The organism is Bernardetia sp. (assembly GCF_020630935.1).
Taxonomy (GTDB): Bacteria; Bacteroidota; Bacteroidia; order Cytophagales; family Bernardetiaceae; genus Bernardetia.
Map to the genome: position 1 here is coordinate 1 of NZ_JAHDIG010000037.1, position 25776 is coordinate 25776.

At 33.3% G+C, this 25776-nt stretch carries 25 protein-coding genes; 16 read left to right on the forward strand and 9 right to left on the reverse strand.

Annotated features, from left to right (window positions below; translation table 11 throughout):
• Nucleotides 1-309: 309 nt before the first annotated feature.
• The 4 genes from nadC to QZ659_RS11455 all read right to left on the reverse strand — a co-directional run bounded on the left by nadC (nucleotide 310) and on the right by QZ659_RS11455 (nucleotide 4046).
• On the reverse strand, nucleotides 310-1197 hold the full coding sequence (nadC, locus tag QZ659_RS11440) for a carboxylating nicotinate-nucleotide diphosphorylase (RefSeq protein ID WP_291725953.1): 888 nt from the start codon (nucleotides 1195-1197) through the stop codon (nucleotides 310-312).
• A 102-nt stretch (nucleotides 1198-1299) separates the two neighbouring features.
• Complete coding sequence (locus QZ659_RS11445; protein ID WP_291725954.1) at nucleotides 1300-2175, reverse strand: hypothetical protein; 876 nt, start codon at nucleotides 2173-2175, stop codon at nucleotides 1300-1302.
• Nucleotides 2165-3082: a hypothetical protein gene (locus tag QZ659_RS11450; protein ID WP_291725955.1), complete on the reverse strand. Its 918-nt coding sequence runs from the start codon at nucleotides 3080-3082 to the stop codon at nucleotides 2165-2167. The genes QZ659_RS11445 and QZ659_RS11450 overlap by 11 nt, the downstream gene beginning before the upstream one ends.
• A gap of 52 nt (nucleotides 3083-3134) precedes the next feature.
• Nucleotides 3135-4046, reverse strand: a complete 912-nt coding sequence (locus QZ659_RS11455; protein WP_291725956.1) for a TIGR01777 family oxidoreductase — start codon at nucleotides 4044-4046, stop codon at nucleotides 3135-3137.
• A 223-nt stretch (nucleotides 4047-4269) separates the two neighbouring features.
• On the opposite strand from QZ659_RS11455, the gene QZ659_RS11460 reads away from it, so the two are divergent.
• From QZ659_RS11460 to QZ659_RS11495, 8 genes are all read left to right on the forward strand, one after another.
• Nucleotides 4270-4695: a hypothetical protein gene (locus QZ659_RS11460; protein WP_291725957.1), complete on the forward strand. Its 426-nt coding sequence runs from the start codon at nucleotides 4270-4272 to the stop codon at nucleotides 4693-4695.
• Between the two features lie 81 nt (nucleotides 4696-4776).
• Entirely contained in the window at nucleotides 4777-5919 is a 1143-nt protein-coding gene (atpB, locus tag QZ659_RS11465) for a F0F1 ATP synthase subunit A (protein ID WP_291725958.1), read from the forward strand.
• 304 nt (nucleotides 5920-6223) lie between these two features.
• On the forward strand, nucleotides 6224-6490 hold the full coding sequence (gene atpE, locus QZ659_RS11470) for an ATP synthase F0 subunit C (protein WP_291725959.1): 267 nt from the start codon (nucleotides 6224-6226) through the stop codon (nucleotides 6488-6490).
• Nucleotides 6491-6654: 164 nt separating this feature from the next.
• On the forward strand, nucleotides 6655-7164 hold the full coding sequence (gene atpF / locus QZ659_RS11475; protein WP_291725960.1) for a F0F1 ATP synthase subunit B: 510 nt from the start codon (nucleotides 6655-6657) through the stop codon (nucleotides 7162-7164).
• 109 nt (nucleotides 7165-7273) lie between these two features.
• Nucleotides 7274-7810, forward strand: coding sequence for an ATP synthase F1 subunit delta (gene atpH / locus QZ659_RS11480; protein WP_291725961.1), 537 nt, complete (start codon nucleotides 7274-7276; stop codon nucleotides 7808-7810).
• 141 nt (nucleotides 7811-7951) lie between these two features.
• Nucleotides 7952-9544, forward strand: coding sequence for a F0F1 ATP synthase subunit alpha (atpA, locus tag QZ659_RS11485; protein ID WP_291725962.1), 1593 nt, complete (start codon nucleotides 7952-7954; stop codon nucleotides 9542-9544).
• A gap of 169 nt (nucleotides 9545-9713) precedes the next feature.
• Nucleotides 9714-10640, forward strand: a complete 927-nt coding sequence (atpG, locus tag QZ659_RS11490) for an ATP synthase F1 subunit gamma (protein WP_291725963.1) — start codon at nucleotides 9714-9716, stop codon at nucleotides 10638-10640.
• 573 nt (nucleotides 10641-11213) lie between these two features.
• Entirely contained in the window at nucleotides 11214-11501 is a 288-nt protein-coding gene (locus QZ659_RS11495) for a hypothetical protein (protein ID WP_291725964.1), read from the forward strand.
• 4 nt (nucleotides 11502-11505) lie between these two features.
• Here QZ659_RS11495 and QZ659_RS11500 read toward each other — a convergent pair whose 3' ends face one another.
• The 4 genes from QZ659_RS11500 to QZ659_RS11515 form a co-directional block, all read right to left on the reverse strand.
• Entirely contained in the window at nucleotides 11506-12822 is a 1317-nt protein-coding gene (locus tag QZ659_RS11500; protein WP_291725965.1) for a DEAD/DEAH box helicase, read from the reverse strand.
• A 143-nt stretch (nucleotides 12823-12965) separates the two neighbouring features.
• Nucleotides 12966-14249 (reverse strand): putative sugar nucleotidyl transferase, encoded by a 1284-nt coding sequence (locus tag QZ659_RS11505; protein ID WP_291725966.1) that lies wholly within the window; start codon nucleotides 14247-14249, stop codon nucleotides 12966-12968.
• A 91-nt stretch (nucleotides 14250-14340) separates the two neighbouring features.
• Nucleotides 14341-15081, reverse strand: a complete 741-nt coding sequence (locus tag QZ659_RS11510) for a DUF434 domain-containing protein (protein ID WP_291725967.1) — start codon at nucleotides 15079-15081, stop codon at nucleotides 14341-14343.
• Between the two features lie 116 nt (nucleotides 15082-15197).
• Nucleotides 15198-16313, reverse strand: a complete 1116-nt coding sequence (locus QZ659_RS11515; RefSeq protein ID WP_291725968.1) for a DUF4837 family protein — start codon at nucleotides 16311-16313, stop codon at nucleotides 15198-15200.
• A 234-nt stretch (nucleotides 16314-16547) separates the two neighbouring features.
• Here QZ659_RS11515 and QZ659_RS11520 point away from each other — a divergent pair, with 234 nt between their 5' ends.
• Entirely contained in the window at nucleotides 16548-16898 is a 351-nt protein-coding gene (locus QZ659_RS11520; RefSeq protein ID WP_291725969.1) for an immunity 51 family protein, read from the forward strand.
• A gap of 69 nt (nucleotides 16899-16967) precedes the next feature.
• Here QZ659_RS11520 and ruvX read toward each other — a convergent pair whose 3' ends face one another.
• Nucleotides 16968-17387: a Holliday junction resolvase RuvX gene (ruvX, locus tag QZ659_RS11525; RefSeq protein WP_291725970.1), complete on the reverse strand. Its 420-nt coding sequence runs from the start codon at nucleotides 17385-17387 to the stop codon at nucleotides 16968-16970.
• A gap of 152 nt (nucleotides 17388-17539) precedes the next feature.
• On the opposite strand from ruvX, the gene QZ659_RS11530 reads away from it, so the two are divergent.
• The 7 genes from QZ659_RS11530 (at nucleotide 17540) to infA (ending at nucleotide 25730) form a co-directional block, all read left to right on the forward strand.
• Nucleotides 17540-18064: a hypothetical protein gene (locus tag QZ659_RS11530; protein WP_291725971.1), complete on the forward strand. Its 525-nt coding sequence runs from the start codon at nucleotides 17540-17542 to the stop codon at nucleotides 18062-18064.
• Nucleotides 18065-18152: 88 nt separating this feature from the next.
• Complete coding sequence (locus QZ659_RS11535; RefSeq protein WP_291725972.1) at nucleotides 18153-18686, forward strand: KdsC family phosphatase; 534 nt, start codon at nucleotides 18153-18155, stop codon at nucleotides 18684-18686.
• 167 nt (nucleotides 18687-18853) lie between these two features.
• Nucleotides 18854-22192 (forward strand): SpoIIE family protein phosphatase, encoded by a 3339-nt coding sequence (locus QZ659_RS11540; RefSeq protein ID WP_291725973.1) that lies wholly within the window; start codon nucleotides 18854-18856, stop codon nucleotides 22190-22192.
• Between the two features lie 380 nt (nucleotides 22193-22572).
• Complete coding sequence (locus tag QZ659_RS11545) at nucleotides 22573-23205, forward strand: heme-copper oxidase subunit III (protein WP_291725974.1); 633 nt, start codon at nucleotides 22573-22575, stop codon at nucleotides 23203-23205.
• Nucleotides 23206-23344: 139 nt separating this feature from the next.
• A complete protein-coding gene (yihA, locus tag QZ659_RS11550; RefSeq protein WP_366935865.1) occupies nucleotides 23345-24253 on the forward strand; it encodes a ribosome biogenesis GTP-binding protein YihA/YsxC in 909 nt (302 codons plus the stop codon).
• 225 nt (nucleotides 24254-24478) lie between these two features.
• A complete protein-coding gene (locus QZ659_RS11555; RefSeq protein WP_291725975.1) occupies nucleotides 24479-25195 on the forward strand; it encodes a DUF5606 domain-containing protein in 717 nt (238 codons plus the stop codon).
• A 316-nt stretch (nucleotides 25196-25511) separates the two neighbouring features.
• Nucleotides 25512-25730: a translation initiation factor IF-1 gene (gene infA, locus QZ659_RS11560; RefSeq protein ID WP_291725976.1), complete on the forward strand. Its 219-nt coding sequence runs from the start codon at nucleotides 25512-25514 to the stop codon at nucleotides 25728-25730.
• Nucleotides 25731-25776 lie beyond the last annotated feature (46 nt).

The window sequence follows — 25776 nt, forward strand, 5'->3', positions numbered from 1 at the left end:
ACCCGCGACCCCATGCGTGACAGGCATGTATTCTAACCAACTGAACTACCAAACCGTTTGAGTTTTGTTATTCAGAACATTTATTTGATTTTATAAACTTTCATCTTAATTAAAAAGTTCACTTTAAATCAATATAATTTATCTTGAGATTTCAAATAACACTCCGTTCTTTTCCCGAAGTGCGATGCAAAGGTAAGACAGTATTTTTTATTTTACAAACTATTTGTGAAAAAAAATGTCTTTTTTTGAGAATTTATTTTGCTGCGAATGTTTGTTTGTTGATTATCAATAAGTTATGGTTTTGTTTGATTATATTGCTTTTAGGCTCATATCTAAACTTTTGTATGAGTGTGTGAGTGCGCCTACTGAAATAGCATCTACTCCTGTTTTTGAAACTCCTTCTATGGTTTCTAAGGTTATGCCTCCAGAGGCTTCAGTTGTTATGGATTTAGATGATGTTTTGTTAAAATCTTGTATTATGCTGACTGCTTCCTTCATCTTTTCATTTGTCATGTTATCCAGCATAATTACGTCTATTGGTGTTGTTTGTTTGCTAACTTCTAAGACTTGTTTTACTTCTTCTATATTTCTTGTTTCGATTTCTATTTTTAAGTCTTTATTTTTTTCTTTACAATAGCTTTGTGCAGCTTGTATCGCATTAGAAATTCCTCCTGCGTAGTCAACGTGGTTGTCTTTGAGCATTATCATGTCGAAAAGACCGTATCTATGGTTTGTTCCCCCACCAATTTTGACTGCCCATTTTTCTGTGATTCTTGAATTAGGAGTAGTTTTTCTTGTATCTAAAATCTTTGTATCTGTTCCTTTTACAACTTCTACAAACTGGCTTGTAAGTGTTGCAATTCCACTCATACGTTGCATGCAATTAAGAACTAGCCTTTCTGCTGTGAGGATAGACTGTGCATTTCCTTCTACGATGAAACCAATATCTCCTTTTTTGACTTTCTCTCCATCATTTATGAAAATATCCAATTTTAAATCTTTATCTACTTTAGCAAAAATCAGTTTGGCTAGTTCTACCCCAGCTAGAATACCATCGTCTTTTATGAGCAGATGAGCTTTCTTTTGAGCATTTTTAGGAACTGATGATAATGTAGAGTGGTCGCCATCAGCAATATCTTCTTTGAGAGCGAGCGTAATAAATTGGTCTAAGGCTTCGGAGGTAAGGTAATTGTACACTACTTGAATTGGTTTAGAAAGATAAAAAATATGGTTCGTGTTTATTTAACACAAAGTAAGTGAATTTTACTGATATTTGCAATTTTGAGATTGTTGTTAGTCTCAAAAATCAAGTTCTCTTTCCAAAACAACAGAGTCTTGTTCTAATTTATCGTTTCTGAAATAGAAGACACTTCTCCATTTTTCATCTTTTTTGATTTCTGAAAATGGGATTTGGTATTCTTGAACCAGAAAGTAATTTGCTTGTTCTCCACAATAACGACAACCATTATATCCACTTTCAAGAATCAGAAATTTATCATAATTGGAAGTAAAATTATATGTTTGGGGAATAAAATCTTGACCAATGTAGTTTACTAAGTCTATTGAAATTGTATCTCCTGCTTTTACGATTTGTTTAGAAGGAATATACATTATTTGGTATGAAGAGAAGCATATACAAAAGCCACTCATTCTGCTTTTTAGAATATCTTTGTAGTGAATAGATAACTCTAACAACAAACTCCATTCGAAAAAAGTCAATTTATCCTTCTCAAAGATTTCATTCAAATCGTATGGTATGCTATGATGTATATTGCCCTTAAGTTTTAGAGAATCATCAGCATTTGTTACTTTAAAAAAAATAAAACGTATTTTATTTTTATTCCTAGCCCAGTTTTTTCCTAATGGGTCATTTAAAACAATTGAATCTAAAGCATAGAGAGTTTTTGCTGTTTCAATATTGTGTCTGTCCCGTTTATGAATTTTTTTTAAAAGAGTGAAAGAGTATGGTTCATTAAAATCTCTAGAATCTACAATATAACTGTCCATATACGCATTGAGATTTTTCGAAATATCAAGTTGTAGGTTAATATATTTTAAGGCGTATTCATTTTTTAGTTTTTTATACTGATTTATTTTAAAATGCTCAACTACAATAAAATACAGTCCTACACAGAAGAGCAGAGCTAGTATGCTATTTATGATATTATTTTTCATCCGAATTTTGATTAGGTATAACCTTAAAAGGAATTGAAAGACCTTCATGTTCTGCTTCTATTTCTTTAGCTTCTTTTGCTAAAGGAATAGGGTAAATAATAGTATCTCCAGCCTCATAGAAAGTATAAAGCAACTTAGGGTTACTGAATGGATCATAGATAGAATCTTGAAACTTAAAATCTTTAGGAACTAGTCCCATTCTATTTTTTTTACCGTAATCAGAATAATACTTGGTATCAGACGGAAACCAATATGCTTTTATGAGCATGCTTTGGTTTTCATAATTTGGAATTAGAGTAGAGTATCCCTCAAAATTATTGGAAGAATAAGAGGTAGGAAATTGTTTTCTGCTTTGTTCAAATATAGAATCTATTATCTGTATTATTTCACTTCTCTGCTGAACTAAATCGAACCAAATAGATTCATCATCTGTTTCCTCCCAATCTACTTTATGATAGCCTGTTTTTTCTATGCTTGGATGGTTAGTGACATTTTGAAAGTGTTTTTCTATGTTTGATAAGAGTTCTTTTCTATGTTCATTGTTGTATTTAAATTTTGTATCATATCTTTTTGAGTAGAAAAATTCATTTTCAAATTCATTAATGTATTTCAAGTAAAGGATGTATTCTTCAGGAACGTTTTTATAAAAATCTTCTTTGAGAGTTGATTTGGGATAATGACGCATAAATCCAATGGAGTCAAGCCAACTTGATTTTACCCTTCGAAGAAACTTTTCATTATTGTCTTGTTTTATGATTCTACTTTTTTCGTGGAAATCAATAATAATAGCTTGCGTTTCCTCAACCAACTCTTGATTTTCCTTTTTCTGCCAAAAATAAAAACTCCACACTCCTACAGCCAAAAAAGCCAGTAGAAGTGTGTATTTGTTGAAATATTGTTTTTTCATAGGCAGAAGGTAGTGAAAATTAGCCTATTTTTTATCGTTTGATTGTTTTTGTTTAGCTATACAAATCATCCACAGCTTTTTGAGCGTCTGTGAAATCAAAATCAAATCCTGCTTTTACAATTTTGTCTTCGCTTGCTTTTATACTTCTTAAAACAGATTCTGCTTGTTGCCCTAAGAGTAAATACATAGCTGGCTCTGGGACATTTGGTAAAAATAAAGGTTTGTCTAATGTATTGGCAATAATGCGTGTTAGTTCGGCATTGGTAACAGGGTTTGGAGCGACAGCATTATAAACCCCACTCATATTTTCATCTTCAATCGCTTTTATGAAAATTCTGCAAAGGTCGTCTATATGAATCCAAGAAACAACTTGATTTCCGTCTCCCAACGCTGCACCAGCCCACGCTTTGACAGGTTTTGCCATTTCTACAAGTGCGCCACCTTTATCACTCAAAACAATTCCGATGCGAATAATCGACGAGCGAATATTTGAAGGGACTTCTGCATGTGCATTTTCCCATTCTAAACAAACTTGTGCTAAAAAATCGCTGCCTGCTGGGCTTTCCTCGTGTTTGAGTGTAGTTTGGTCACTTTGCTCAATTCCATAATAACCAATGGCAGAAGCTCCAATGTATGTTTTGACGTTATGGTCAAGCACAGTTAGTTTTTCTACTAAAAGTGCTGTGGAGAGTGTTCGACTTTCTAAGATTTTTTCTTTTTGAGAATCTATCCAAGCTTTATCCATAATTCCTGTTCCTGCTAAATGAATTACAACATCAGCGTTGCGAATAGCTTCTTCTTCCATTTCTCCTGCTTCTACATCCCATTCATACACTGTAACGCCTGGGATATGACTGCCAGAACGGCTAAGGTGCATTACTTCATAGTTTCCACTTGCTAATAAAAGTTCTGTAAGACGAGTTCCGACAAGTCCAGAACCTCCTGTAATTAATATTTTTTTCATAAAAGTAAAACGATTCAAAAAATGTAGTTATAAAAAAATGAGTTTTATGTCTATTTGAACTGAGAAACTAAAAAAACGTTTCAGATTTTCAGACAAAGTAGGTAACAGTAGCAATTCGTTAAAAATACTTTATATTTTTGTTTGCTTTTAAATAGGATAGTCCGTACTTTTGCACCAAAATAAGGATATGCCTTATTGAATTTCATCTAATAGATTCAAGAAAGTGTCAGAAAACGGATTGTCTAATTCTACAAAGGAAAAAATAACTCGCCAATACCATCTTAAGTTTGGTGGATTTGCGCTCGTAATGCTTCTTTGTATGTTGGCGTATCAGTTTTTTACTCCTCAATATTATCTACCTCAAGTGTGGAAGATTTATATTGGAATTACACTTCTATATTGGATTACAGGACTGCTCACATTGCGTTTTTTAGGGACAGAAAATTTTGGATATGCCATGATGGTTTCTAAAATGGTCAGAATGCTTGTAAGTGCTGCTAGTTTGCTCGCTTATATGATGATTAGTGGAGATTCGATTACTCAATCTCAATTAATTGTTCTCGCTTTTGTGATGCTTTTTCTATATTTTGGTTATTTATTATTTGAAATTCGTGCATTGTTGCCTAACTTGCAGCGCAATTCAGAATAATAGAACTGAATCTGCAAAAAGTTTAGTTAGAAAAGAAATTATTTTCAGCGTAAATTATAAATTACACTAATACAGAATCAAGTGAAGAACATTATTTTACCTTCTGTCCAGTTTTCAAAAATTGCTTTCTTGAGCATTTTACTTTCTGTTTTTACTTTCTCTGCTTTTGCACAAGAAAAAACAAACACAGAAATAGAGCATGTAAAAGAAGATGGAGAGTTTAAAATCACAGAGATGATAAACCACCACATTCTTGACGCTCACGAATGGCATTTTTACACTAATATAGGAGAAGATGGTGCAGAACATCACGTATCTCTTCCTCTTCCAATTATAGTTTATACAAATGGGCAACTTGATGTATTTTTATCTAGTGAATTTCATCACGCTCCAGTAAAGAAAATTGTTTCTGCTAACGACAAAACAGCACACGATACAGAACTTCCTGTTGTAACAAAGGGAAGTAACAATTATATCTTAGAACACGAACACGTAAAAGTGGTAGATGCTCAAGGCAATATCTTAGAAGATGTACACCCATTAGACTTATCTATCACAAAAAATGTAGCTTCAATGATGATTGCTGCATTATTACTTCTCATTATCGGATTTACAATTGCTGGTTCTTACAAAAAACGTGAAGGACAAGCTCCAAAAGGTATTCAATCGTTCTTTGAACCAATTATTGTTTATCTTCGTGATGACCTTGCTATTCCAAACATTGGAGAGCATAAATACAAAAAATATTTCCCTTACTTATTGACCTTGTTTTTCTTTATTTGGTTCAATAACCTTTTAGGCTTACTTCCAACAGGTGCAAATACTTCTGGAAACATTGCCTTTACAATGACATTAGCAGCTCTTACGCTTCTTATTACAAATATTTCTGGAAACAAACATTATTGGAAACACATTTTTGCAATGCCAGGTGTGCCGATTCCACTTTTGTTAATCATGATTCCAGTAGAACTTATTGGTATCTTTACAAAGCCAATCGCTCTTATGATTCGTTTGTTTGCTAACATTACAGCAGGACACACTATCATTTTAGCACTTATCGGAATTATATTCATATTCAAAAACTATATTTTGGGTGTGCCTATCGTTCCTTTCGTATTCTTAATGATGTGTTTGGAGTTATTTGTTGCTCTTTTGCAGGCTTATATCTTTACACTTCTTACAGCTCTCTTTATCGGACAAGCTGTGGCAGACGACCATCACTAAGAATCAGTAACCAGTTTTTTAGTAACCAGTAATCAGTTGAAATACAGTTGCTTGAAGGACTTTATTAGAAAAGTAGTTTTATATTTTATTCTAAAATCTATATTCTACAATTCTAACAGTATTCGGATAAATTTAGAATAGGTTTAAAGCTCACAAAACGGTAGGTTTTGGAGCAAGTAGTTAAAATTTAATTACTATAAAAAACGTATTCGCAGTTTAGAAAATTAGTACTTGTTAATTATATATTTTCAATTATTAATTCATATATAAATTTTCTTTTTATACCCTTTTAAATTTAGATTTTATGTTCGCATTTATCGCTATGTTATTACAAGCTGTTGCTGATTATTCTGCTTATGCTGCTATCGGTGGTGGTCTTGGTGCTGGTTTAGCTGTTTTGGGTGCTGGTCTTGGTATTGGTCAAGTTGGTGGTCGTGCTATGGAAGCAATGGCTCGTCAGCCTGAGAAATTAGGACAAATCCAAACTGCAATGATTATTGCAGCAGCCCTTATTGAAGGTGCAGCTCTTTTTGCTATCGTAGTTTCATTCCTTATCGGTGGCTGGAAGTAAGATATATAAAATAGAGCAGTAACAAATTAGTTGTTACTGCTCTATTTATTAACTGCAACTCAACCCTATAAAAAGAAATTTATTACAACTATTTTATTGCTTGTGTCTTTACAGGTAATACACCAAAAAGAATTTAATTTAAGAACTCATATATATTTATCATTATGCTTCTCCAACTCAATCCACTTATTACGCCTAATGTTGGTCTTATTTTTTGGACAGGACTAATCTTTATCTTGCTCGTTTTGGTATTAGGTAAGTTTGTTTGGCCTACTATCACAAAAGCACTTTCAGACCGTGAGCGTTCTATCGAAGAGGCTCTAAAAGCTGCCGAAGCTGCACGTATGGCAAAGGCTGATTTAGAAGGCGAGATTGAAAAAATCCGTCAAGAAGGACGTGTTGAGCGTGAGCAAATGATGAAAGAAACACGCCAAACAGCAGCTAAATTAGAAGAAGAAGCTCGTGAAAAAGCAACTGCTGAATACAATCGTATTTTGGAAGATGCAAAGCGTGAAATTGATACGCAAAAGAAAAATGCTATGGCTGATGTTAAAAATCAAGTAGCAAAACTTTCTTTAGAAATTGCAGAGAAATTAGTAAAAGAGCAGTTAGCTAACGAAGCTACTCAAAAACAACTTGTAGAAAATTATTTGAAAGACGTTCAAGTTAATTGATAATTGACAGTTGAAAATTAACAATGAAATTCATTTATATAATTCTTCAACTAAAGCTAATCTAGCTAATTTTCAATTATTCATTTTCAATTATTAATTAAAAAGTATTATGTCAGATATTCGTGTTGCTTCTCGTTATGCCAAATCGGTATTTAGTTTGGCTGATGAACACTCTATTTTAGAAGAAGTCCATAACGATATGGTAGCTATCAAAGATACCGTTGAAGGAAGTAGAGAGTTAGAACTTTTGCTCAAAAGTCCGATTATCAATTCTTCTAAGAAACTATCTATTCTAAATTCTCTTTTTGGAAATAGCAACGATTTGACAAAGAAATTCTTTACGCTTGTTGTTAAAAAGGGACGTGAAGCAGAACTTTTTGAAACAGCAAAGCAATTCCACCTACTTTACAATTCTAAGAAAGGAATTGAAATGGCAGAAGTGGTTACTCCTTTTGAATTGACTGAAGAGCTTCGTGCTTCATTTAAGCAAAAAGTAAAGCAGCTTTCTGGAAAAGACAGTGTAGAACTTAAAGAAAAAGTAGATAAAAGTCTTATTGGAGGTTTTATCTTAAATATTGAAGGCAAACAGATTGATGATTCTGTTAGGACACGTCTTCAAAAGCTAGAGCAAACTTTAGTAAAATAAAAAAAATCAGAATCCTCAACGACGGTTTTAATCTCGTTGACGGTTATATAAAAGACGAAAGGACATTTTTTTATAGAAATTTTGTACCTTTGCACTTGATAAAAAATAAAATTCAATCGTAACTGTTAAACTCACGAATAAATGGTCAGACCTGATGAAGTTTCAGCAATTTTAAGAGAACAACTCTCTAACGCTAAAACAGACGCTCAACTAGAAGAAGTAGGAACTGTACTTCAAGTAGGTGATGGTGTTGCTCGTATCTACGGACTTACAAACGCTCGTGCTGGCGAGCTTATCGAATTCAATAATGGCTTGACTGGAATGGTCTTGAACCTTGAAGAAGATAATGTAGGTGCTGTACTCTTTGGAGATTATACTAACGTAGGTGAAGGCGATTCTGTTAAATCTACTGGACGTATTGCATCACTCAAAGTAGGTGATGGTATGGTAGGACGTGTTGTAGACACGCTTGGAAATCCTATTGATGGTAAAGGAGCTATCGAAGGAGAACTCTACGAAATGCCATTAGAGCGTAAAGCACCAGGTGTAATTTATCGTGAGCCTGTAACTGAGCCTCTTCAAACAGGTATCAAGGCGATTGATGCGATGATTCCAATTGGTCGTGGTCAGCGTGAGCTTATCATTGGCGACCGTCAGACAGGTAAAACTGCTGTGGCAATTGATGCTATCATCAACCAAAAAGAATTTTATGACAAAGGAGAGCCAGTTTTCTGTATCTATGTAGCTATCGGACAGAAAGCCTCTACTGTGGCTGGTATCGTAGCTTCATTAGAGCGTTATGGTGCTATGGCTTATACAGTTGTTGTTTCGGCTTCTGCATCTGACCCTGCTCCAATGCAATTCTTTGCTCCATTTGCTGGTGCTGCAATCGGAGAATATTTCCGTGATACAGGTCGTCCTGCATTGGTAGTTTATGATGACCTTTCTAAGCAAGCAGTTGCTTATCGTGAAGTTTCTCTTCTTCTTCGTCGTCCTCCAGGGCGTGAGGCATATCCAGGTGATGTATTCTATCTTCACTCTCGTTTGTTGGAGCGTGCTGCAAAAGTTATCAATGACGATAGCATTGCACAAGATATGAATGACCTTCCAGAGTCTTTGAAAAAAGCAGGTGTCGTAAGAGGTGGTGGTTCACTTACAGCTCTTCCAATTATTGAAACACAAGCAGGTGACGTTTCAGCTTATATTCCAACCAACGTAATTTCGATTACAGACGGTCAGATATTCTTGGAAACTAACTTATTTAACTCTGGTGTACGTCCAGCAATTAACGTAGGTATTTCTGTATCTCGTGTAGGTGGTTCGGCTCAGATTAAGTCAATGAAGAAAGTTTCTGGTACATTGAAACTAGACCAAGCACAATTTAGAGAATTAGAAGCCTTTGCAAAATTTGGTTCTGACCTTGATGCAGCTACTAAGCTCGTTATTGAGCGTGGACGTAGAAATACGGAAATGTTGAAGCAAAAGCAGTTCTCTCCAGTAGAAGTTGAGAAGCAAGTTGCTATTATCTATGCTACTACTAATGGTATTACTGATAATGTTCCTACTGAAAAAATGAAAGAGTACGAGCAAAGTTACTTGAGCATTTTGGAGCAGAATCACAGAAAAACATTAGACGAGCTTCGTGCAGGAAAATATACTCCAGAGCAAACTGATGTTCTTGCAAAAGTTGCTAAAGAAGTTGCTAAAACATATAATATTACTGCAAAAGCATAATTTAGTTAATTGATAATTAACAATTTTATAATTGAAAATAAAAAATATGCTTGCTGATATTGTAAAAAATATCAGCAGCATCTTTATATATAATTGACGATTGAAATCCACTAATTTATTCATTATCCATTTTCAATTGTCCATTTATTAAAAGCCTTCAAAACATACTATGCCAAATTTAAAAGAAGTTCGTGGAAGGATTGTATCTGTAAAATCTACGCAACAGATTACAAAAGCAATGAAAATGGTAGCTGCTGCAAAGTTGCGCCGAGCTCAAAACCGTATGTTGCAAATGCGTCCTTATGCTCAAAAATTGAGTCAGATTTTGCAAAATGTAACAGCTTCTCTTGTTGGAGATGATTTTGAAAGCAAGTATAGCGAAGTACGTCCAGAAGAAAAAATCTTGATTGTTGCAATTACTTCTGATAAAGGACTTTGTGGAGCATTCAATACCTATATTCTTCGTGCTGTTCAGAATTTACTTACTCGTACATATAGCCGTCAGAACTCTTTAGGAAACGTAACCATTATGCCTATCGGCAAGCGTGCTTTAGACCATTTTAGCCGTCGTAATGCAAAAATGGTAAAAGATTATGCTGGTATTTTCTCTACAAAAGAGCTTTCTTTTGACGATGTGCGTAAGGCAGCAGAATATGCAATGGAGCATTTTGTAGAAGGAAATTATGATAAAGTAGTTATTGTTTATAATGAATTTAAAAACGTTGCTACTCAGATTGTAAGAACAGAACAGTTTTTGCCAATCACTCCTCCTACTGAAAACGAAACTTCTACTAAGCCTTCTCTTGATAAGAAAGAAGAGTTTAACAAAAGCGTAGATTACGTATTTGAGCCAGATAAGAAAGAAATTTTGGCAGATCTTATTCCACAATCTTTGAAAACACAGTTTTATAGCAAAATTTTGGAATCAAACGCTGCTGAACAAGGCGCACGTATGACAGCTATGGACAAAGCAACTGAAAATGCAGGTGAGCTTTTGAAAGAATTGAAACTAAGTTATAACCGTGCTAGACAAGCTAACATTACTAAAGAGATTTTGGAAATCGTTGGTGGAGCAGAAGCATTAGAGCAAGGTTAGTCTTTTTAGTGATTAATTGTAAGCAATTAATTATTAGTTAAATACAGAAAAACCGTTTGAAATTTATAATATTTCAAACGGTTTTTTTATTTTTAAAATAAAACTTTAGCTTTCAGTTATGAATTATATAGACAAGGTTTTACAAGACATAGCAGAGTTTGTTATTCTGTTCTCTTTAGGGTATAACTTTAATGAACTTTTATCTGATACTCTTAATGAAGTAAGTATTTTCGACAATTTGTTCTTAGTTATATCTGTTATATTTTTTATTCTAATGGTAGGAGTAATTGCTTATATGGGTATTAGGAAAAGAAATAGAAGAAAATTATACTATATTCTCGTCACACTTTTAATAACAGGCGTTTGTATCTATACTGCTATTAAGTAGTTGAGTAGTACAATTTAGTTTATAAAGACTATTGTCAAGATCTGTTTTTTTCTTCGAAAAGACCCTTGACAAAGTTAAAATTCAACTTTTTATAAAATTGCACTAGCTTTTGAAAATAACAAAATTATACCAGTTAACTACTTAATTATTCAAAGATTAAAAAAGTTGATAACTCGCCTGTTGTTATGAAGTTTTCTCATGTTAGTAGTGGGTTCAATCTATGCTTAGAGCTAAGACAAGACAGCACATATTTATTCACACAAAATAACTCTATAGAGATTTATAGAGGAAGATACTCAAAACAGGACAGTATCATAAAATTAGACAGAACTAAAATAGGTAGTATAATTGAATCTAATGTCCTATTAATCAGAAAAGGACAAGGAGACAAAGCCATACTTTATCAAGTTGATGAAGATGATAATCAGTATAGAATTATTAAAAAAGCTTTTCCATTTATACTTGTAAAATAAAATCTCATCTTTTCTTCTTAGGTTTTCTGTTTGATGAACTTCTATTTTTTTTCTTGTCTTTATTTTTAGGGTCTTGATAGCGTTTTTTGTGGTGGAACGCTCCTTTGTAGTTAGGGTCTTCTCGCTGTCTGATAAAGTCTAATGCACGAAGAAGTTTCTGATTTTCCTCAAAAGGCGTTTGTGTAATATCTACGACTGTCGGAATGCGTTCTTGTGGAATTTTTTTTCCAATTAGTTTTTCAATTTTTCTAAGGTGATGAACATCTAAAACGTTGGCAAACGTAATGGCAATTCCTTCTTTCTCTGCTCGTCCTGTACGTCCAATTCTGTGTACATAATCGTCGTATTGTTTCGGAACTTCAAAATTAATAACGTGACTTACATCACTCACATCTAATCCTCTTGCAGCCACATCTGTTGCCACCAAAATACGGATATTCTCTTTTTTAAAATCATCAAAAGCATTGCTTCGTGCATTTTGGTCTTTATTGCTATGGATTACACGTACACTCTCATCTACTTTTCTTGTCAGAAATTTATACACATTATTAGCTACTTCTTTTGTACGAGTAAAGACAATCACTTTATGAAAGCTCTCTTTGTCTTCCAAAAGGTGTTCTAAAAGATTGATTTTGGTTCGGAAATTAGGAACTTCATAATATCTTTGTTCTACTGTTTCGGCAGTAACAGCAACTGGAGAGATATTTATTTCTTCTGGAAACTCTAAAAAGTCTTCTGTTAGTTTGACGACTTTCTCTGGCATTGTCGCTGAAAAAAGAGCATTTTGGCGTTTTTTACTAGAAATAATTTCCAACAAACGATTAATTTGTGGCTGAAAACCCATATCCAAAATACGGTCTGCCTCATCCATTATCATCGTCTTAATTTTTCTTAGATTCAGTTCATTTCTCTGATAAATATCTAAAAGCCTTCCTGGAGTAGCGATAATCAAATCCATCCCTTCCCTTACTTGCTCCAACTGCCTTTTTATGCTTCCACTTCCTCCATATAATGCTACGGCACGCAAATCTGTATATTTACTAAGCATTTCGAAGTGTTCGTAAATCTGCATGACAAGCTCACGAGTAGGGGCAAGAATTAAGGCACGAGGCTCATTTCCTTGTGCATATTTGAGTTTCATCAAGAGAGGCAACATAAAAGCAGCCGTTTTTCCTGTTCCTGTCTGTGCTACGCCAATAACATCATGTCCAGCCAAAAGCAAAGGAATTGCCTTTTCTTGAATCGGACTAGGTTTTTCATACCCTGCTTCTTCAATGGCGTTGAGGAGTTGTCTGTTTAATTTAAAATCTTCGAAAGTCATTCTTTAATCAGTTAGTAGTTACCAGTAATCAGTAACCAGTTTTTTCAATTTCTTTTTTATTTATCTCTTACTGTCAAAGGCAATCCTTTACCCTATATTTATCGTTCATAATTAATTTATCACTAACCATTAACTATTTATAATTAACTAAACATTGGATTTGATTCCCAAAATCTATAATTATCAGTTTCTTCAAATACTTTTGTTAATAATCTTTTTTCTACTTCTGTAAATTCTACATCTCTACGGCTCATCATTCTTTCGGCTGTTTTGAAAAGTGCATCAATGTGTGTGGTTACAAATTTGGTTTGATGGTTTCCATTGCCCCATGCAAATGACGGGATAAACTTAGGAGGAAAACCTTCTCCAAAAACATTTGCTCCTGTTCCTACAACAGTCGCTGTATTGAACATCGTACAGATTCCAGATTTGCTATGGTCACCCATCAGAAGTCCACAAAATTGAAGCTCTGTTTTTTCATAATTTTCTTCTGAGTAATTCCAAATTCTGACTGTTCCATAGTTGTTTTTTAGGTTAGAACAGTTGGTAGCTGCGCCTAAATTACACCATTCTCCAATAACGGCATTTCCTAAGAAACCGTCGTGTCCTTTATTAGAATATCCAAAAAATACACAGTTGCTGACCTCTCCACCTACTTTGCAAAACTTTCCAATGGTGGTGTCACCTCTCATATTTGAATTTGTATTGATAACTGAACCTTCACCAAGCGCAAACGAGCCACGAATAATTGCACCTTCCTCAACACTTGCATTTTTTCCAATATAAATCGCTCCTTTTTCTGCATTCAAAACAGCACATTTTATGCTTGCTCCTTCTTCTATAAAAATGCGTTCTTCATTATATAAAACAGTATTTTTATCTGTAACAATTTGGCTTGTGCGTCCTGTAGTAATTAAATCAAAGTCTTTTTCAATTTCTTGTTTGTTGTTTCTGAAAATATCCCACGTTCTTTGTAAGTATTGAATATTTATTTTTTCGGTACTTTGTTTTGCCACTTTTAGAGCGTAGTCATAAAATTTTTCTACGTCTTTAAACTGCTCTTTTGTCTTGAAAGCAATGAGCTGAGTTCCTTCTGCATTATCTGAGAAAATAGCTGTTTCTGACTGAAGAGTATCTATTTTTTGAAAAAAATCTAGTGTTGGTAAGGTAGCTCCATTGATGTATAGGTTCTCGTCTCCTCCAAATGAAATTGGAAACTTCTCTTGTAAGTAGCTTTGCGTTAGAAATGAAAATGTATGATTTGGAGTATCTGAATGACCTGTATTTTTAAGATACTGATTGAAATAAGTTTCAAATTTTTCTTTAATTGTCAGAATACCGACACGCAAGTCAGCTACAGGACGAGTAAATGTAAAAGGTAGTAAGTGAGTTCGGAGTGAAGCAGAATCAAAAAAAATGATATTCATAGCAAATGAAAAATGACGTGTAAATTTTATTATGCTACAAATTTACAGAAAAGTGGTATAGAAAAATGTTTTTTTTGAAAATTGATGTTTATCATTTTCTCAAATCTACAATCCAAGCAGAGGGAACGTAACTTTCTACAATAAAACTACATAGATTTGTCCACCTTGAAGCATTTATAGTAATCCAAGCATCGCAAGAAGCTACAACGTGGTTTTCTTTTTCGCTTAATTCCACGATGGATTTATCAGCTTGTTTTTCCAAAACTACTTTCCAATTCCATTGTTTTTCTTCTGCCAACTCTTCTATTATTTTCTTTAGCCTACCACTATTTGAAATCGGAGCATCTAAAATCCATATTATATCATTTATCTCTAATTCTTCAATGACTTTTCCTATAAGTTCTAAGGCTGGCAAAGTTTCTTCTACCTTTCGGTAAGTAGAGTGGATACTGGCAATGTCACGCAAGCAGTCATCCAAACCAATAAAAAGAGGTGCGCCCGAAAGTGCACACTCTGTTGTGATAAGTAAGTTATAACCATCAATAACCAAAGTAGAGTTTAGCTTTTTAAAATCATCATCAATACTAATCTCTTTATCTTTTCTTAATCTTAAACTTTGTTCATCCGAACTTGCCGATTGAATGGCTTTTCTCTGACGGTCGGTAAGATAAAATTTATCTCCTACCAGTTTTAGAGATGCTTTTGGAGAATACTCTTTAGAAAGCAGCCACGACAAATCAGAAACAGCTTGCTGAAGATTTTCTATATGTTTTGTAGCAAAAGCAGCATGGTCTTTTGGATTTGCTCCTCTGTGTTTTTGAGAATGAGGCATAGATTCAATGATTAGTTTGTAATGATTAACTACTAATTGGAATTACATAATTTTCTAATGAAATAACTATTTTAGCATTTCACTTACAACTTATAATTTAACCACTAATCACTAAACTATGGTTCAAATGTCCATAAGATGCTTTCTACTTCACGAATGTAATCACGCTTTTTGTGTGTAGGAGCATAAATAAAACCTTCAATGTAGTAGAGTCTGTTTTTAGTCTCATCTACAATCAAATATCCTAAGAAAGGACCTCCAGAAGTATTTGAAGTAAGTTTCCAAAGCGCACGAATTTCTATAGCATAGCTTCCTTTGAAATTAATTTCCTGTGAAAAATAAGGAATTACATCTGTTTGGTCTGTCATATACGAACCTCTATCTGGGTCTTTCATGTAGGCTTCGCCAAGCTCTCTTCGCCACGCCAAAACGCTATCAGCACTCAGCTGTTTTTGTGAGGTATAAGGTTTATAGGCTACAAAAACATTTCGGTCTCGTCCGTTTGCATTGTCTATCATTCTTAGAAATACAAAACCTGAATCCTGCTCATTTATATCTTTAGCCTCTTGATAGCCTTGTGGAATACTTATTTTGAAACCGTGTTCTTTTTGGTAACGTTCCATTCTACCTGTCTGTTCTCCACCTCTAAAAGCGACTAAATAAGAGCGACGACGTTCGGTTTTATAGAAAATTTCTCTTAATTTTTCTTCATTTGCTTGTAGGTGTTTGATAAGCTGCTCATCATCTTTTCCTATCAAATAAACCACTTGCTGATTTTTAGCATTTACATCTTTTTTTACAATAAGATAAGGTGTTGTATCGGCTGCAATTCTATCTAGGCTTTCTTTTGAGAATTTTTTACGTAAAATATCACTATCTATTGTTTTGCTTTCCAATGACAAAATCACAAAAATAGAATGGTATTCTTCTAGCAAATCATTGACTTTTTTGGGAGCAGCGTGGTAGAGCTTGAAAATAGGTTCTGCTGGTTGTGGAAATCCAGGCATAGGAGCCATATAGAGTTCACGAACAGCAGCTCCTAAATCGCCTTCCCATTTACTAGAATCCATTTGGAGTAAAATTTCACCACGTCCACCCTTCGAAGGAGGAAGAAAATCTCTGTATGAGAAGGTTTTTTCTGCATCTTTTTCGCCAGAACAAGACGAGAGAGAAGTTATGGTAATTGAGAGAAAGAAGAAAAAAGTAAGTTTGAAGATGGTCTGAAATTTCATTGAAAATATTGAATTGATTTTTGTTTCCTTTATTTAACCTACTAAGGTGCATACTTAAAACACTATTGTAACACGAAAGTAACGAAAATATAGTGAGTTTTCAGACAAATTAACATTGAAATTGAATTAGAGTTTATGAGTCCTTGCTTTTGCTAAAGTGATTTGATTTTATTAGAACAGAAAAAATATTAGTTTTATGAAAATTAATCATACCAAACAAAATTTTTAATAGCTATGGAAAATACAGATTTCGAAAATAAAATAAAGCCATTTTTTTGGACAGACCACGAAACAAGTGCATCAGTTTGTTTGACTGTAGGAGAATACAAAACAGAAATTTTTGAGACACGAGCTGATGAAGGATTTGAAGGTGGTGGCTACGATTGGGCTTCGTTGGCACGAGTATTTTTAGAAGAAAAGCAACCTGAGTGGACAGAAGTTATACGTTTTGACCCTGAGGGGAGTATGTATTGTGCCTACTCCTCTGATAAAGAAGCTCTAAAAGAGTTTAGTTTGAAGTTTAAAGAAGCCTGTGAAAATGAAAAACTCATACAGGATTTGTTTTCAAGAGCAGAGTTAGATTAGTACTCATCTAAACGTATCACAATAGTCTTAGGGAAAGTATTAAGACTAAGTGCTTTCCCTAAAATTCATTTAATAGCTTTGTGTTCTCTCCATATAGGTCTGTAAAATCAAAACGGCACTTATTTTATCTACATTAGCTTTATTACGACGATTTTTTTTACTCATTCCTCCACTAATCATTGCATCTAAGGCAAGCGAAGAAGTAAAACGTTCGTCTTCCAAAGAAATAGGAATGTCTGGGAAAATGGTTTCTAATTTCTTTTGAAATTTTTCTACGGCTGCTGCATTGCTAGAAGGTGAGTTGTCTAGTCTTTTAGGCATTCCCAATACAAAAATTTCTACATTTTCTTTTTCTACATACTCCTTTAAATAATCTAACACCTCATTTTCAGCTACTGTTTCTAGTGCTGTTGCAATAATTTTATCATTGTCTGAAACGGCGAGTCCTACTCGTTTTTGCCCATAATCAATGGCTAATAATCTTCCCATAGTTTTATAACTTTATTTTTTTTATTGTAAAATACAAATCTATTTTTTGCAAAAATACATCGAAAAGAATGCTTTTCTTGGTTAGAGTTCTGATTTTATTCCTTAAATTTCATTTTAGTTCATCAAAACTACTAATCAAACCCCTTTAGATTATGAAATCATTGTTTTTAAAATCACTCATAGTTGCTGTTCCTTTGTCTTTCTATGCCTGTGGAACACCAACAACTGAAAATACATCAGCAGATACAGAAATTCAGCAAGTAGTCAATGCAGAAGCCAATACTGAGCAAGAAAATTTAGATTATGCTGAAAAACAAGAAGCTACCAATCAAGCAATCGAACTTTATAGACTTCAAAAAGAAGGTTTGTATGAAAATACATTAGCATTGGTAGATAAAGAAAATTATCCCAACTTCTCAGATAAAGAGTGGCTTGCTCTCTTGAAAAAAGAGGAAGAATCTAAGGGAGCTATTGAAAAATATGCTGTGCAGACAGTAGAATTAGAAACTCTAGCTGATGGAACGAAAGCAGTACAACTTACTGTAGATGTAACTCGTAATGGCAAGAAATACAAAGAAGAAGTAGAGCTAATAAAAATGGATAACCAAACATCTTATCTTTTAAAAGAAATTGAGTTTGAAAGCGAACAAGCAGCAACAGAAGAAGATGACGACTAAAAGTATTCTTTATTCAAAAAAATCCGTGTTTGTTAATGTCTAAACACGGATTTTTCTTTTAATCTACTTTAAAAAATATCAAATAAAAATGGATAATTCTCTAAAACAAAAAATACAAAATATTAAAATCATTCTCACTGATATAGATGGTGTAATGACAGATGGAAAAATTATTTATGATGACAATTTTTTAGAATACAAGCACTTCAATGTAAAAGATGGTTTTATCATTAAGCCTCTTCAAAAGTTAGGTTTTAAGGTGGGAGCAATTACTGGCAGAACCTCCGAAGTAGTTAAGAAAAGGTTAGAAGAACTTAATTTTGATTTTCATTATCACGGAAAAGGAGGTAAAAATGCTAAACTAACAACATTTCAGACTATTTTAAAGGACAACATAGTAAACCCTGAAAATATAGCCTATATCGGGGATGATTGGATAGACTTACCTATCTTGATGCGCTGTGGACTGAGTGCTGCTCCCAAAGATGCTATGAGTGAAGTAGTCAAGAGGGTAGATTACATCACAGAAAGAAAAGGAGGAGAAGGTGCATTTAGGGAGTTTGCAGAGCTTATTTTAGATGGACAGGACAAACTAGACGATTTGATTAAGGAATATTTGTAATTTCTTATCATTTTATCAAAATATCTTAAATCACTCAAAAACAATTAGTTTATCTGTAATTATATTTCTGATTGAGATACTAAACAAGTAAATTTAGTAAAAGCATTTTTTTACTCTGCTTTCAGATAAAAATAAAATTGCCTCATCAGATTTTACCAGCAAACGGAATGAAATATAAACACTACTTACTACTTACTTTATTATTATTATTTGTCTCTCCTACTTTTGCACAAGAGGGAACACCTCCAATGGAAGTTTTTAATCCATCCGACTACAATGGAGCTCCTGATATTCGTGCAGTCATGCAGAGTAAAAGAGGTTTTTTATATGTAAGCTCTACTGATGGAAGTATTTTGGAATACGATGGAGTATCTTGGAATAAAATTCCTGTGCCTTGTCAGTATGTCAATACTATAAAAGAAGATAAAAATGGAAATATTTTCTTTGTAGATATGTTTTTAACTTGTGCATCTTATCTACGTCCAAATACTAAAACAGGAGCTTGGGAAGTGATGCCAATAAATTTTAATTTACCAGATTCTATTAGACAAAGTGGACGAGTACAAATTAGACTACACCAAGCTAACGAAGAAATATATTTTATACTTACAAGTTCTACTCCTAATATATTTGATGGAATCAGTCAAGTTTATAAGTTTGAAAATGGCGAGCTACAACCACAAAAATTTGAACTGCCTAGTCAAAAACGTATATTCATAACTCCACAAAGAATTTTTCAATCACAAGAAGAAGGAAAAATTACGGTTTATGACTTTGAGGGTATACAAACAGATTCTATTACCATTACTATTACTTCACAACAAGGACCTTATCAAATTGAAGAGCTTGGGAAGGATAAATTTTTAATTCTAACAGTCTTTGATAATCTTTGGGTATATGATATAAAAACAAAAGAAACCAAACCACTGCTTTCCCCTAATGAAGCACAAATAATTAGTACTGCACAAGCCCTTAACTTTCACCAGCTCAACAATGGAAATATTGCTGTTGGAACAGTAAGAAAGGGACTGTTTATTCTTAATAAAGAAGGAAAAATAATCAAAAATATATCTACTGCTGAGGGTTTGAATGATGATATTGTAATGGTAACTACACAAGACCAGCAAAATCAACTTTGGGCAGGACTTTACAATGGCATTAATAAAATAGACATCAATGCACCCATTAGTGTTTGGACAAAACGAGAAGGAGTTTTGGGAAGTACGACTGATAATATTATTAAATTTCAAAACACCTACTTTGCTGCCACAATAAGCAATTTATTATATTTAGATGAAAAAGATAATCTTTGGAAGCCTGTTGAAGGCACTAATATAGAAAATCATATTGCTGGAATACTAACCCTAGAAGATGATAAAAAGCATTTATTTGTTGGAAATATCAATGGGGTGTATGAAATTGTGAGAAACGATACAGGAGGTTGGAAAGTAAAATACATTCTTCAAGCAGGGACTCAATTTAGAATTAGAGGGGTAGCAAATCATATATCCCAACCTAATAAGATATATGTTTGGACATTATTTGGAGGTATTGGATATATCAATTATGAGGAAAACCAAACACAGATACAGCCTATAGAATCATTAAAAGAAACACAAATAATAGGAGGTGTTACAAGCATAATACAGGGAGATATTTGGTCTGTAACAAGAGAAAGAAGACGTCCTTTTAAAATAGATTTACCTACTGAAGAAGTAACTATTTTACCTTATGATAGTAGTTATGTAGGTTACTATGATGGAGAATTTTTATTATATAATGGTAGCCTTGACTCTACATTCAAGTTAGACTCAGAGTATAAAAAAACATATTATCCAGAGCTAAGTCAAGTTATATCTCCATATAGTGATGAAAATTTGATTATGGCAAGAGATAGCTTAGGTTCTATTTGGCTTTTTAAAGCGCAAGAGTTTTTTGTAAGAGTGTTTCGTAAAACAGAGAAGGGCTACCAAAGAGATAATTTTTTAGAGCAGTCTCTAGGCAAATATGTTGTAAGAGGCATTTACTCAGACCCAGATGACAAAAATATAGTGTGGGTAAGCACAAGTGTAGGTGTTTTGAGAGCTGATATGTCAAAATCAGAAATTACGAGTGCTAGTCAAGAAAATTTCAATACCTATATTCGTCAAATCAAAATTGGAAAAGATTCTGTTATCTTTGATGGTAATTTTGTTCAAACTCAAAAATTGGATAATGATTCAACATTAAATATCGTCTTAGCAAATCAGCCTAAAGAAGACTTACTTTCTCTGACTTTTGATAATAATGCGATTGCTTTTAACGTCGCTTCACCATTTTTTATTGAGGAAAAGCAAATACAGTTTGCTTATTTCTTAGAAGGCTTAGATGAAAAATGGTCAGAATGGACAAGCCTAAACGTCAAAGAATACAACAATCTCAAAGAAGGAAAATACACTTTCAAAGTAAAAGCTAAAAACTATTTAGGGCAAGAAAGTACAGAAGCTACTTATCAGTTTGAGGTATTACCACCTTGGCACAGAACCACACTTGCATTCGTATTATATTTTGTTTTCGGTGCAGGAATTATTTTTGGCTCTACACGTCTTTACACGCATCGCCTAAGAAAGCAAAATGAACACTTGGAAAATATGGTTCGTGAGCGTACCGACCAAATAATGCAAGTAAATACTGAACTTCAACAACAAAATGAAGAAATTGTACAGCAAAGAGACCAGTTAGATACTAAAAATCAGCAAATTGAGGAGCAGAATAAAAATATTGTTTCTAGTATCAATTATGCAAAGCGCATTCAGACAGCCCTTTTACCAATGGAAGAGCGTGTAAAACAGCAAATTCCAAAGCATTTTATTTTTTATCAACCTCGTGATATTGTCAGTGGCGATTTTTACTGGATAGAAAAAGTAGAAGATAAAATTATCATTGCAGTAGCTGATTGTACAGGACATGGAGTTCCAGGGGCATTTATGTCTATGCTAGGAAGTAGTGGACTTTCAGACGCTGTTTTTCAGCAAAAACTCACTTCTCCAGAACTTATACTAACACATTTACACAATTATATTTTTTCAGCTCTAAAACAAAGCAAATCCGACAACCGAGACGGAATGGACATTGCCATCGTTGTTTGGAACAAAGCTCAAAATCAACTTCATTATGCAGGAGCAATGAATCCACTTTATTTTATTCAAAATGAAGAACTACAAACTATCAAAGCAGATAAAATCCCAGTAGGTGGAACTGTTTCAAGGGAGCGAATTTATACTCCTCATACTATCAATCTCACTACTGAAACAACTATTTATCTTGCTTCGGATGGTTATCAAGACCAGTTTGGTGGAAAAGATAGTAGAAAGTTTATGACAAAGCGTTTTAGAGAGCTTCTTTTAGAAATTTCTCATTTGCCAATGCCAGAACAGGAAAAACGAATGGCAGATGTTTTTGAAAGGTGGAAAGGTAGTCATAAACAAATAGATGATGTTTTGGTAATGGGAATGAAGTTGAGCTAACTTTTTATATATTTTAGTTTTTTTTGAAGCAACTCAAAACCAACTTTGCGTGTCTCTGTTAATAGAAAGAGTACAATCAAGTTATGTAGGCTTCACAGCATGTTTATGTTTTTTAGTGAAAAACGATTAAAAGGTACAGCTCATATTTTAAACTCCTTAAAAATCAAGCTGTTTGCTTCGTTTTTTTAGTGAAAAAATTGTATCTTCGTTGTGAAGTTTATTTGAACAAATACGTGTTATAATTTATTATACATTCATAGCAAAACTTTGTTCAAGTTTGCTCAATAACTACCAAAATATACAGACAATCCACCAACTTACAAGACAAAGACATACTATTATTTATCTTTTCTTGTAATAAAAAAATAGCTAGTGTTTTTATGCAACAGCAAGAAAAAACCAATATAAGAGAGAAAAAAACTACTCTTGAAAAGATGGAGCAACAACACCCTTACGTCATGATGATGTATTTGGGAGTGATGGGAATCTTTATGGCATTTACACTTTTGATGCTACTCTTTTTCAATGAATCACTGATAAAATCAGTTACACATCCAATTCAGTTTCCTTATGCCTTTTTTATCAGTACGGTAGCTATTGTAAGCAGTAGTTTTTTCTTGGAAAAAGCACGTCAAGAGTTTTATAAAGACAATTTTAAAAAATTAAGGAATAATTTATTAACTGTATTCGGATTAGGTATTGTTTTTCTTTCTCTACAAATTATTGGAGGATACGAACTTCACCAAAACAAAATCTATTTGGAAGGAAAAACAGCTGGTTCTTATCTCTATATCATCTCTGCTTTTCACATGATACACCTAATGGGAGGACTTATTTATACAGCCTATCTTACCAATCAGTACACAGACACAGCTGATGATGCTGTTCAGGTTCTCATTACAGTTACTAATCCTTATGAAAAAGTAAAGCTACAACTCCTTACTATCTATTGGCACTTTATGGATATTCTTTGGGTAGGCATTTTTATAGGGTTTCTAATAGCTTTGTTTTAAGCAAAAAACAGCTTTCAATCTATTAAAAAGCCATTCTCTTTTGGGGGAATGGCTTTTTAATTTTTGTCCATGAATATAAAATTGGCGAACTTTGTTCTTCTATTTATTATCTATTTCAATTATTATCTATTAAAATATTATGCAAGTCAATACTGCCAAATTTTTAGAGAGTAACCCTTCTGTAAAGACTTGTCCGTCGCCTCATCTTCCCGAATATGCTTTTATTGGACGTTCCAACGTAGGTAAGTCATCGCTTATCAATGCCATGACGAATCATGGCAATCTTGCCAAAACCTCATCTACTCCAGGAAAGACACAACTTATAAATCATTTTCTTATAAATGAAAGTTGGTATTTGGTAGATTTACCTGGTTATGGCTGGGCTAGAGTGAGTAAGTCGCAACGCAGAGATTTTGAAGGCTTGATTACAGAATATTTGGCAGAGCGAGAAAACTTGGTAATAACGTTTGTTTTGGTAGATATAAGGCACGAACCACAACCAATAGATTTACAGTTTTTAGAATGGTTGGGAGAAAATCAGATTCCATTTGCTATCATTTTTACTAAATCTGATAAACTCAACAATAGTAAAATCGTGGCATCTTTAGAACGTTACGAAATGGTTTTGAAATCGGGTTGGGAAGCCCTACCACCTCATTTTATTACTTCTTCTGTGAAAAATGAAGGAACAGAAGATATTTTGAACTATATAGAGAAATATAATAAGGCTTTAAAAGAAAAATTTGCCAAAATCCAGCCTATAAAGGTAGATAAAACAGTTTTAGAAGAGGTAAAAGAACAAACAGAAGAACAGCAAAACACTACAGAGGTAGAAAAAATAGAAACGAAGAAAAAGTCAAACGAAAAAAATCAGACAAAGGAAGTTGCCATTTCAATAATACCATCTTCATCTACAAAGAAGAAAAAAGCAACAAAATCTAAACACACTGTACCATTTCCCAACTCAAAAACAGAATTTAAAAAAAGAGGTAAAAAAACATCTTCGCAGACAAATTCTAAAAGAAAAACACAGCGACCTAAGAAGTAACACAAAACGAAATCAGAAAATTATTTTATTTTTATTATTTTTGCGCTCTTGTGTTGTGTACAAGAAAACGCTATCTTTTTTATTTTAAACAAAATTTTAGACAACAAAAAGCGTTTATTTATAGGCTAAATTTTTATAGTACCTATTTTTTATATTGATAAAAAAGTAGAAATCTATATTAACCAAATTTTCAATTTTCAATTTTCAATTGTTCATTAATTATATATGAAACTTAAAGAAGTAGCCGTTATTTCGGGCAAACCAGGACTTTATCAAATTCTCAAACCTACTCGTAACGGAGTAATCATTGAAGCTATTGGAGGAGGTCGCTCCAAAATTATGGCAGATGCAAGTCATCGTATTTCTATTTTGAAAGAAATTTCTATCTACACAACTACTGAAGAAGGTTCTGTGCCTTTGCAAGATGTGTTTCATAAGATATATGACAAATATGCGCTCAACTTAGATGTAAAAACATCAGACAACAAAGCACTTAAAGGGCTTCTGAATGATATTTTGCCAGAATGGGACAAAGACCGTGTTTATACTTCTGACATTAAAAAGCTCGTAATGTGGTATAATATTTTGGCAGAACATGCTCCAGAACTTATAGACCCAGCTCAAAAAGAAGAGGACGAAGAAGATGAAAAAGCTGTTGTAGAACAAAGAGAGGAAAGCCAAGACAAGCTAGAGGAAAATCCAGAAGAGCCAGTTACTATCTCTAAAATGGAAGCAAAGCCAAAAGATAAGAAGAAGGCAAAAAAGGTAGAAGAGAAAGTAGATGCTATGGTAGAAGCTGAAACAACAGCCAAAGATAGCAAGGAAAAAAAGCCAAAGAAAACAACAAAAAAAGCTACAAAAGCAAAGACCGAAGAAAAAGCTCCAGCAAAAACTAAGAAAACAACTACAAAAACATCTAAAGCTAAAAAAGAAGAGAAATAAATTTTTATTTTTATAGATTTTTTGTATAACTCAAAAATAAATCTTAACTTTGCAGTTCGTTAAAAAGCGGGTGGACAACAAAATTTAGGCTTTAATTTATACTTTTGCGATAAAAATGAAAGTGCTGAATTTAGAAAAAATAATTCTTATTTCTTAAAAAAGATTGGTTTTTTATTAAATAGTTTTGTTCTGCCTCTATTAAATAGATATATCTAATTGTTTTAAAGAATCAATTATTTTAATCTTCTATTTATTATCTAAATTCTAATACTTCAGTATTTATTTAAATTATAATCTAAATTTTAAGTTTAATCTTATGGCTAAACAAGATAGCATCGAACAAGACGGAACAGTATCAGAAGCATTATCAAATGCAATGTTTCGTGTTGAACTTCAAAACGGACACGAAGTAACAGCTCATATCTCTGGAAAAATGCGTATGAACTATATCAAAATTCTTCCAGGAGATAAAGTAAAGTTGGAAATGTCTCCGTATGATTTAACAAAAGCCCGTATCGTATATCGCTACAAATAAAATGTAGGTCGTTTTTAGTTTTGTAAATTAATTGTTGCTGATTAAA

Coding starts and splice junctions, on each gene's coding strand:
- QZ659_RS11445 (WP_291725954.1), bottom strand. CDS start 2,175: ATGAAAAATAATATCATAAATAGCATACTAGCTCTGCTCTTCTGTGTA.
- QZ659_RS11450 (WP_291725955.1), bottom strand. CDS start 3,082: ATGAAAAAACAATATTTCAACAAATACACACTTCTACTGGCTTTTTTG.
- QZ659_RS11455 (WP_291725956.1), bottom strand. CDS start 4,046: ATGAAAAAAATATTAATTACAGGAGGTTCTGGACTTGTCGGAACTCGT.
- atpE (WP_291725959.1), top strand. CDS start 6,224: ATGTTCGCATTTATCGCTATGTTATTACAAGCTGTTGCTGATTATTCT.
- atpF (WP_291725960.1), top strand. CDS start 6,655: ATGCTTCTCCAACTCAATCCACTTATTACGCCTAATGTTGGTCTTATT.
- atpH (WP_291725961.1), top strand. CDS start 7,274: ATGTCAGATATTCGTGTTGCTTCTCGTTATGCCAAATCGGTATTTAGT.
- atpA (WP_291725962.1), top strand. CDS start 7,952: ATGGTCAGACCTGATGAAGTTTCAGCAATTTTAAGAGAACAACTCTCT.
- atpG (WP_291725963.1), top strand. CDS start 9,714: ATGCCAAATTTAAAAGAAGTTCGTGGAAGGATTGTATCTGTAAAATCT.
- QZ659_RS11495 (WP_291725964.1), top strand. CDS start 11,214: ATGAAGTTTTCTCATGTTAGTAGTGGGTTCAATCTATGCTTAGAGCTA.
- QZ659_RS11500 (WP_291725965.1), bottom strand. CDS start 12,822: ATGACTTTCGAAGATTTTAAATTAAACAGACAACTCCTCAACGCCATT.
- QZ659_RS11505 (WP_291725966.1), bottom strand. CDS start 14,249: ATGAATATCATTTTTTTTGATTCTGCTTCACTCCGAACTCACTTACTA.
- QZ659_RS11510 (WP_291725967.1), bottom strand. CDS start 15,081: ATGCCTCATTCTCAAAAACACAGAGGAGCAAATCCAAAAGACCATGCT.
- QZ659_RS11515 (WP_291725968.1), bottom strand. CDS start 16,313: ATGAAATTTCAGACCATCTTCAAACTTACTTTTTTCTTCTTTCTCTCA.
- QZ659_RS11520 (WP_291725969.1), top strand. CDS start 16,548: ATGGAAAATACAGATTTCGAAAATAAAATAAAGCCATTTTTTTGGACA.
- ruvX (WP_291725970.1), bottom strand. CDS start 17,387: ATGGGAAGATTATTAGCCATTGATTATGGGCAAAAACGAGTAGGACTC.
- QZ659_RS11530 (WP_291725971.1), top strand. CDS start 17,540: ATGAAATCATTGTTTTTAAAATCACTCATAGTTGCTGTTCCTTTGTCT.
- QZ659_RS11535 (WP_291725972.1), top strand. CDS start 18,153: ATGGATAATTCTCTAAAACAAAAAATACAAAATATTAAAATCATTCTC.
- QZ659_RS11540 (WP_291725973.1), top strand. CDS start 18,854: ATGAAATATAAACACTACTTACTACTTACTTTATTATTATTATTTGTC.
- QZ659_RS11545 (WP_291725974.1), top strand. CDS start 22,573: ATGCAACAGCAAGAAAAAACCAATATAAGAGAGAAAAAAACTACTCTT.
- yihA (WP_366935865.1), top strand. CDS start 23,345: ATGCAAGTCAATACTGCCAAATTTTTAGAGAGTAACCCTTCTGTAAAG.
- QZ659_RS11555 (WP_291725975.1), top strand. CDS start 24,479: ATGAAACTTAAAGAAGTAGCCGTTATTTCGGGCAAACCAGGACTTTAT.
- infA (WP_291725976.1), top strand. CDS start 25,512: ATGGCTAAACAAGATAGCATCGAACAAGACGGAACAGTATCAGAAGCA.